General features: G+C 75.2%; 7 protein-coding genes and 1 pseudogene. 5 read left to right on the forward strand and 3 right to left on the reverse strand.

Annotated elements, in window-relative coordinates:
- Nucleotides 1–2 precede the first annotated feature (2 nt).
- Nucleotides 3–884: an SAM-dependent methyltransferase gene (locus tag ACTT8P_RS29025; RefSeq protein ID WP_442834732.1), complete on the forward strand. Its 882-nt coding sequence runs from the start codon at nucleotides 3–5 to the stop codon at nucleotides 882–884.
- A 111-nt stretch (nucleotides 885–995) separates the two neighbouring features.
- Here the strand turns inward: ACTT8P_RS29025 and ACTT8P_RS29030 are convergent, their stop codons facing one another.
- Nucleotides 996–2,207 carry a sensor histidine kinase gene (locus ACTT8P_RS29030; RefSeq protein ID WP_442834733.1) on the reverse strand — a complete coding sequence of 404 codons (1,212 nt, stop codon included), beginning with the start codon at nucleotides 2,205–2,207 and terminating at the stop codon, nucleotides 996–998.
- 145 nt (nucleotides 2,208–2,352) lie between these two features.
- On the opposite strand from ACTT8P_RS29030, the pseudogene ACTT8P_RS29035 reads away from it, so the two are divergent.
- Nucleotides 2,353–3,219, forward strand: a pseudogene (locus tag ACTT8P_RS29035) (MaoC/PaaZ C-terminal domain-containing protein); the annotation flags it as partial.
- A gap of 208 nt (nucleotides 3,220–3,427) precedes the next feature.
- On the opposite strand, the gene ACTT8P_RS29040 reads toward ACTT8P_RS29035, so the two are convergent.
- Together ACTT8P_RS29040 and ACTT8P_RS29045 are read right to left on the reverse strand one after the other, a co-directional pair.
- Nucleotides 3,428–3,601, reverse strand: a complete 174-nt coding sequence (locus ACTT8P_RS29040; protein ID WP_442834734.1) for a hypothetical protein — start codon at nucleotides 3,599–3,601, stop codon at nucleotides 3,428–3,430.
- 97 nt (nucleotides 3,602–3,698) lie between these two features.
- Complete coding sequence (locus ACTT8P_RS29045; RefSeq protein ID WP_442834735.1) at nucleotides 3,699–4,898, reverse strand: hypothetical protein; 1,200 nt, start codon at nucleotides 4,896–4,898, stop codon at nucleotides 3,699–3,701.
- Nucleotides 4,899–5,097: 199 nt separating this feature from the next.
- Between ACTT8P_RS29045 and ACTT8P_RS29050 the strand changes: the two genes are divergently transcribed.
- From ACTT8P_RS29050 to ACTT8P_RS29060, 3 genes are all read left to right on the forward strand, one after another.
- Nucleotides 5,098–5,937 (forward strand): Nif3-like dinuclear metal center hexameric protein, encoded by an 840-nt coding sequence (locus ACTT8P_RS29050; RefSeq protein ID WP_442834736.1) that lies wholly within the window; start codon nucleotides 5,098–5,100, stop codon nucleotides 5,935–5,937.
- The gene (locus ACTT8P_RS29055; RefSeq protein WP_442834739.1) at nucleotides 5,934–6,677 is read left to right on the forward strand and encodes a zinc ribbon domain-containing protein; all 744 of its coding nucleotides are present in this window, start codon (nucleotides 5,934–5,936) and stop codon (nucleotides 6,675–6,677) included. The genes ACTT8P_RS29050 and ACTT8P_RS29055 overlap by 4 nt, the downstream gene beginning before the upstream one ends.
- Before the next feature lie 21 nt (nucleotides 6,678–6,698).
- On the forward strand, nucleotides 6,699–7,435 hold a 737-nt coding region (locus tag ACTT8P_RS29060; protein ID WP_442834737.1), incomplete at its 3' end, for a reverse transcriptase-like protein.

Here is a 7,435-nt window from a genome sequence, read left to right on the forward strand (position 1 = left end):
TCATGACGCACGACACCCACGACACCCACGACACCCACGACACCCACGACACCCACGACACCCCCGAGACCCTCGAGACCCTCGAGACCCACGGGCCAGGATTCAAGATCGACACCTCCCGGCCGCACCCGGCCCGGATGTACGACTACTACCTGGGCGGCAAGGACAACTACCCGGTCGACGCGGAGGCCGCCGAACGCGTCCTGCAAGGGCTCCCGCACGGCCGCGGCCCCGCCCTCGCCAACCGGGCGTTCATGCACCGCGCCGTCCGCTTCCTGGCCGAGGAGGCCGGCGTACGGCAGTTCCTCGACATCGGCACCGGCATCCCCACCAGCCCCAACCTGCACGAGGTGGCGCAGCGCACCGCCCCCGCGGCCCGCGTGGTCTACGTCGACAACGACCCGATCGTCCTCGCCCACGCCCAGGCCCTGCTGCGCAGCGCCCCCGAGGGCTCCACCGACTACGTGCAGGCCGACGCCCGCGACCCCGGCACCATCATCGAGGCGGCGGCCCGCACCCTGGACCTGTCCCGGCCGGTCGGACTGTCCCTGATCGCCCTGCTGCACTTCCTGCCCGACGCCGCCGCCCACGACACGGTCGGCCGGCTCCTCGCGGCCCTCGCCCCCGGCAGCCACCTGGTGCTGTCCCACACCACCGCCGACTTCGACCCGGACAGCACCGCCCGCGCGCTCCAGGTCTACCGGGACCGCGGCGTCTTCCTCACCGTCCGCAGCCACGCCGAGATCAGCCGGTTCTTCACCGGCCTCGAACTGATCGACCCGGGCCTGGTCCCCGGCGCGCGGTGGCGGCCCGACCCTTCCCCGGCCCAGCCCGCCACCGCCGCCACGGACCTGTTCTACGCGGGCATCGCCCGCAAGCCCTGAGCCGGTGACGGCCGCCACCTGCGCGAGACTCTCGGCGCGGCGGAAGCGGCGGCCGCGCCGCCCGGCTCACGCCCCTCACGCCCCTCACGCCCCTCACGCCCCTCACGCCCCTCACGCCCCGGCGCGGGACGCCGCCGGGACCGCCGCGTCCGCCGCGCCGTCCACCGGCAGCTCGGCCCGCACCACGAACCCGCCCTTCCCCAGCGCCCCGGCCGTCAGCGACCCGCCCGCCGCCGCCAGGCGTTCGGTCAGCCCGGTCAGCCCCGTACCCGGGCCGGCCGATGTGCCGCTGGGCCCCGGACCGTCGTCCGTGACGGTCAGCCGGACCCGCTCCGCGCCCCCGAGCACCGCGATCTCGCAGCGGCTCGCCCCGCTGTGCCGTACGACGTTGGTCACCGCCTCCCGCACCACCCACCCCAGCAGTGCCTCCGTCCGCGGCGGCAGCGGCGGTCCGGATCGGTGCACCACCGGTGCCACGTCGGCCGCGGACAGCGCCGACCGGGCCCGGTCCAGCTCCGTACCGAGGCTGCCCTCGCGGTACCCCGTCACCGCCTCCCGGATCTCGGTGAGCGCCTGGCGGCCGACCGCCTCGATGTCGGTGACCTGGGTGAGGGCCGCCGCCAGGTCGCGGGAGGACAGCCGGCGGGCCGCCTCCGCCTTCACCACGATCACGGACAGGGTGTGGCCGAGCAGATCGTGCAGGTCGCGGGAGAAACGCAGCCGCTCCTCCGCCACCGCCCGCCGGGCCAGTTCCTCACGGGCCGCCCGCAAGTCCCGTACCACGTCGGACAGGCCCAGGATCGCCGCTGTCACCATCGTCGACAGCAGGGTGCCGTACGCGATGTTCACGCCGCTCCAGCCGTCCTTGACGCCCGCGATCACCCCCGCCAGGGCCGCCAGCGTCCAGCCCCACCGGGCCAGCCGCCGGCCGCGCAGCGCGGCGCCCGCCGCGAGGCCCAGGAGCGGGAAGAACAACAGCCAGGTGCCGCCGTAGCCGAGGCCGAGGGCGCAGGTCAGCAGGCCCATCAGGACCAGCGCCAGCCGGGTCGCCGGCGACCGGCGCTTGGTGTGGTCGAAGGAGCGGAACGTGACGTAGACATAGAGCGAGTTGAAGGCCAGCAGGCCCGCGCCGGCCAGCACCGGGTCGGACGTCTCGTCCTGGAAGATGTTGGCGAGCGAGCCCAGCCCCATCAGCAGCCAGGGCAGCAGCGCGAAGCCGGTGGGCGGCGGGCCCGGCGGCTCGTCCCCGCCGCGCGGATCGCGGGCCAGGTCCCAGGCGTCCAGTCGGCAGGAGATCCGGCGCGGCAGCCGTGGTCGGGTCATGGTCGCTGTCCTCTTTCCTCGCGGTGCCTGCGATTCTCGTCCGGGGCGGCGGGGCGCGGCAGAGGTGCGTGTACGGGTTTCGGCGGGACGAATGTCCTGGTTCCCTCGGAGCAGCCGGTCAGCAAACAGGAGAGACAGGAGAACCGTGCCCATCGACGCCGCCGCGGCCCTCGCCGCCGCACCCCGGACCACCGAGATCGCCTGGGACCACAAGGACGTACTGCTGTACCACCTCGGCATCGGCGCCGGCGTCCCCGCCACCGACCCCCGCGAACTGCGCTACACCCTGGAGTCCCGGCTGCACGTGCTGCCGAGCTTCGCCACCGTGGCCGGCGCGGGCGTGCCCGGTGTGATCGACGGGCTGTCCTGGCCCGGCGTCGACGTCGACCTGGCCCAGGTCCTGCACGGCGGCCAGCGGGTACGGGTACGGCGGCCCCTGCCGGTGCGCGGCACGGCGACCCTGACCTCCCGGATCACCGCCGTGTACGACAAGGGGAAGGCGGCGGTGCTGGTGCTGCGGCGGGCGGCGGCGGACGCCGACGGGCCGCTGTGGACCGACGACGCCGAGATCTTCGTACGCGGGGCGGGCGGCTGGGGCGGCGAGCGGGGGCCGGCCGGGCGGGCCGAGGTGCCCGGCGGGGAGCCCCGCGCGGTGGTGGAGCGGCGGGTACGGGAGGAGCAGGCGCTGCTCTACCGGCTCAGCGGCGACTGGAACCCGCTGCACGCCGACCCCGCGTTCGCGGAGCGCGCCGGGTTCGAACGGCCGGTCCTGCACGGGCTGTGCACCTACGGCAGCACGCTCAAGGCGGTCGTCGACACGCTGCTGGACGGGGACGTGACCCGGGTGCGGGACTGCCGGGCGCGGTTCGCCGGGGTGGTGTATCCGGGGGAGACGCTGCGGGTGCGGATGTGGTGGGAGCGGGACGTGGAGGGGCAGGGGGCTGTGGTGCGGGTGGTGGTGGGGGCGGCCGAGCGGGGGGACGGGGCCGCGCCGGTGCTCACCGGTGCCGTCGACGTCCTCGGTGCCGAGGTCGGTGGTGCCGAAGTCGGTGGCGCTGAAGTCGGTGGTGCTGAAGTCGGTGGTGCCGATGTCCGTGGTGACGATGTCCCCGGTGCCGGTGCCGGTGCCGGTGCCGGTGCCGGTGCCGGTGCCGTCCGGTGACGTGCGACGGCCCCGGCCGTCGTGCTGACGGGCGGGGCCGTGGTTCGCGCGGTGTGCGTCAGGCGGCCGTGCCGTTCTCCTCGGCCGCCTGCTTGCGGTGCCGGCCCTGCGGGGCCGTCTCGGCGTCCTGTGCGGAGACCGGACCGCGGTGCCGGCCGTGGCCGGAGTCGGCCGTGGCCCGAACGTCGGCACCGTCGGCCCGCATCGGCTGGTTCGTGCTGGCGTCGTTCATCGGAAGGAATTCACCCCGTCAACATGATCTTTCCTACAGCCGAAGGAGTGTATCCGGCACGCCTCAAGGCGCATCCAGACGGCCGTGCCAACCGGCACTACTTCGTTACAAGCCGCGCCAGCGGGGCCTCCTGGAGCGGGACGGGACGGGGGGCCGCGCGGGCCGGCTCCGGCTCCCGTGCCGAGTGCGGCCCGGAGCGCGGGTCCGGGCTGCCCGGCACGGTCAGCGCGGCCACCGCGCACGGGTGTTCCGCCGTGCTGTACGGCAGCCGGAGCAGGCCGTCGGCGGACCACCAGCCCGCCCCCGCCAGCCAGCCGCGCGGCGCGGGCAACTGGTGCAGGTGCCGCTCGGCGGGCCGCCACATCCCGACCCAGCTGCCCGTCGGCCCGTCCACCCGCAGCGCCACCGCGCACCGCTCCGGCGTCAGCATCTGGCCGGGCTGGGTCGCGAACGGCGTCACCACCCGGTCCGGCAGCCGCAGGCACCGGGGGAAGCGGACCGGCAGCGTGCTGCCCAGCACCCCCCAGCCCAGCCGGGCGCCGTGCCCGGGGGCGGGCGCGTCCGAGCGGATCAGCAGCAGCCCGCTGTCCGGATCGGCCAGCAGCAGCCGGTCCTCGCTGTCGGCGGCGATCTGGAGCAGCGGCGAGACCTCACCGCCGCGTTCCAGATCCACCACGACCGTCTTGACCACCGGCCCGGCGGGCCCCTCCGTCACCCGGTCCAGGGCGAGTATCCGGGCCGTGCGGTCCAGCCACACCCCGCCCGAACAACGGCCCGGCACCTCGGCCAGGTGTTCGGGTCCGAAGGCGCTTCCGGCCACCAGCCACACGGCCGTGGACCGCGGTCCGACCGCCAGGGCGTACGCCGTCTCGCCGTCCGGAGCCGGCGGCAGCAGCCGCAGCCGGGTGCCGTCGTCCGGGCACCGCACACCGCCCAGCGGCAGCTCACCGGTGCCGGGACCGGTCGGATAGAGCAGCGCGAAGACGTGCCGTCCGGCGGCCCGGCGGTGGATCAGCACCCGGCCGTCGCCCATCGGATGCACCTCGGTGTCCGGCTCCTCCGGCTGGCTGCCGGGCAGCGGTACGGCGTACGGCTCGGGGCCGTCCAGCGTCCAGCGCTCCGGGTAACGGCCCTCGCCCCGGCCCGCCAGGCGTGCCGCGTACGTCCCGGCCACGGTGAGGGAACAGCCCGCCCGCGGTGTCCCGCCGTTCTCCCGGTCCGCCGAATGGTCCGTCGAGTGGTTCGCCGTACGGTCTGTCGGCTGGCCCGCCGAAGACTCGATAGCACAGGCTGTCATCGTTCGGTCACCTCCGGCGACGAACGCTAGTTTTCGTACGCACGGACGTGGCACGGGTGGCGCCCGCTTCACACGAACGGATGGGAGCGAAACGGTTCGCCTGAGGAACGAGAGGCGGATGTGCTGGTCCGGCCAGGGCCGGCGACGGGGGCGGCAGTGACGGTACTGCGCCGCGAAACGGGCAGGTAGCCTTGGGTCCGTGCCCCGTCTGTCAGAAGTCATCGCCGCGCTGGAGAGCCTGTGGCCCGCCGAGCGGGCCGAGTCCTGGGACGCGGTGGGTACGGTCGCGGGCGACCCGGACCAGGAGGTCACCCGGGTCCTGTTCGCCGTCGACCCGGTCCGGGAGACCGTCGACGAGGCGGTGCGGCTGGACGCCGACCTGCTGGTCACCCACCACCCGCTCTACCTGCGCGGGACGACCACGGTCGCCGCGTCCACCGTCAAGGGCCGCGTGGTGCACACGCTGATCAAGCACGACATCGCGCTGCACGTCGCCCACACCAACGCCGACACCGCCGACCCGGGTGTCTCCGACGCGCTGGCCGGCGCGCTGGACCTGCGGGTCACGGGCCCGCTGGTGCCGGACCCGGCCGACCCCGCCGGCCGCCGCGGCCTCGGCCGGATCTGCGCCCTCGACCACCCGCTGACCGTCCGCGAACTGGCCGCCCGCGCCGCCGAGCGGCTGCCCGCCACCGCGCAGGGCATCCGGGTGGCCGGCGACCCCGAGGCCCTGGTGCGCACGGTCGCCGTCAGCGGCGGCTCCGGCGACAGCCTCTTCGACGCCGTACGGGCGGCCGGCGTGGACGCCTTCCTCACCGCGGACCTGCGCCACCATCCGGCGTCCGAGGCCCGCGCGCACAGCTCCCTCGCGCTGCTCGACGCGGCGCACTGGGCCACCGAGTGGCCCTGGTGCGAACTGGCCGCCGGCCAGCTCGACGAGATCTCCGACCGGCACGGATGGGACCTGCGGGTCCACGTCTCGAAGACGGTCACCGACCCCTGGACCAGCCACTCCCCTTCACCTGGAGCCCCCAACTGAACGCCGCGCCCGCCGACCAGATCCGACTCCTCGACGTCCAGGCCCTCGACGTCCGCCTCCAGCAGCTCGCCCACAAGCGGCGCTCGCTGCCCGAGCACGCCGAACTGGAGTCGCTGAGCAAGGACGCCACCCAGCTGCGCGACCTGCTCGTCGCCGCGCAGACCGAGGAGAGCGACTGCGCCCGCGAGCAGACCAAGGCCGAGCAGGACGTGGACCAGGTGCGCCAGCGCGCCGTCCGCGACCAGCAGCGCCTGGACTCCGGCGCCGTCACCTCCCCGAAGGACCTGGAGAACCTCCAGCGCGAGATCGCCTCCCTCGCCAAGCGCCAGGGCGACCTGGAGGACGTGGTCCTGGAGGTGATGGAGCGCCGCGAGTCCGCGCAGGAGCGGGTCGCCGAGCTGACCGAGCGGGTGTCCTCCGTGCAGACGAAGATCGACGACGCGACCGGCCGCCGGGACGCCGCGTTCGAGGAGATCGACGGCGAGGCGGCGTCGGTGACCAAGGAGCGCGAGGTCGTCGCCGGGTCCGTCCCCGCCGACCTGCTCAAGCTCTACGACAAGCTGCGCGAGCAGCAGGGCGGCATCGGCGCCGCCAAGCTCTACCAGCGCACCTGCCAGGGCTGCCGCCAGGAGCTGGCCATCACCGACATCAACGAGATCCGCGCGGCCGCGCCCGACACGGTGGTGCGGTGCGAGAACTGCCGTCGCATCCTGGTGCGCACGTCCGACTCGGGCCTGTAGGTCTGGTCGAGGGCGGCGGCGGTGCGGGAGTTCGTGGTCGAGGCGGACGGCGGGTCGCGGGGCAACCCCGGTCCCGCCGGGTACGGCGCGGTGGTGCGGGACGCGGCGAGCGGCGAGACGCTCGCCGAGACCGCCGAGTACCTGGGCGTGGTCACCAACAACGTCGCCGAGTACCGGGGCCTGCTGGCCGGCCTGCGCGCCGCCCGCGCACTGGACCCGGCGGCGCGGGTGCGTGTCCGGATGGACTCCAAGCTCGTCGTCGAGCAGATGTCGGGCCGCTGGCAGATCAAGCACCCCGACATGAAGCCGCTCGCCACCGAGGCGCGGTCGGTCTTCCCGCCGGACCGGGTCACGTACGAGTGGATCCCCCGCGCGAACAACAAGCACGCCGACCGCCTCGCCAACGAGGCGATGGACGCGGGGGCGCGGGGGGAGCGGTGGTCGCCGTCGGGCTCGACGGCGGAGCTGGACAGCGGCGGCGGGACGGCCGCAGCCGATACGGGTGGCGGGGCGGCCGCAGCCGATGCGGGGGCCGGGAAGGCGGTAGCGGATACGGGGGCTGCGAAGGCGGTAGCTGACGCGGGGGCTGCGAAGGCGGTCGCCGCCGCCTCCGCCGCCTCCGCCGCCTCCGCCGCCTCCGCCGCCTCCGCCGTCCCCGCCGCCTCCGCCGTCCCCGCCGTCCCCGCCGTCCCCGCCGCCTCCGCCGCCTCCGCCGCCTCCGCCGTCCCCGCCGCCTCCGCCGCCTCCGCCGTCCCCGC

The organism is Streptomyces sp. JW3, from assembly GCF_052216785.1.
In the GTDB taxonomy this organism is placed as follows: Bacteria; Actinomycetota; Actinomycetes; order Streptomycetales; family Streptomycetaceae; genus Streptomyces.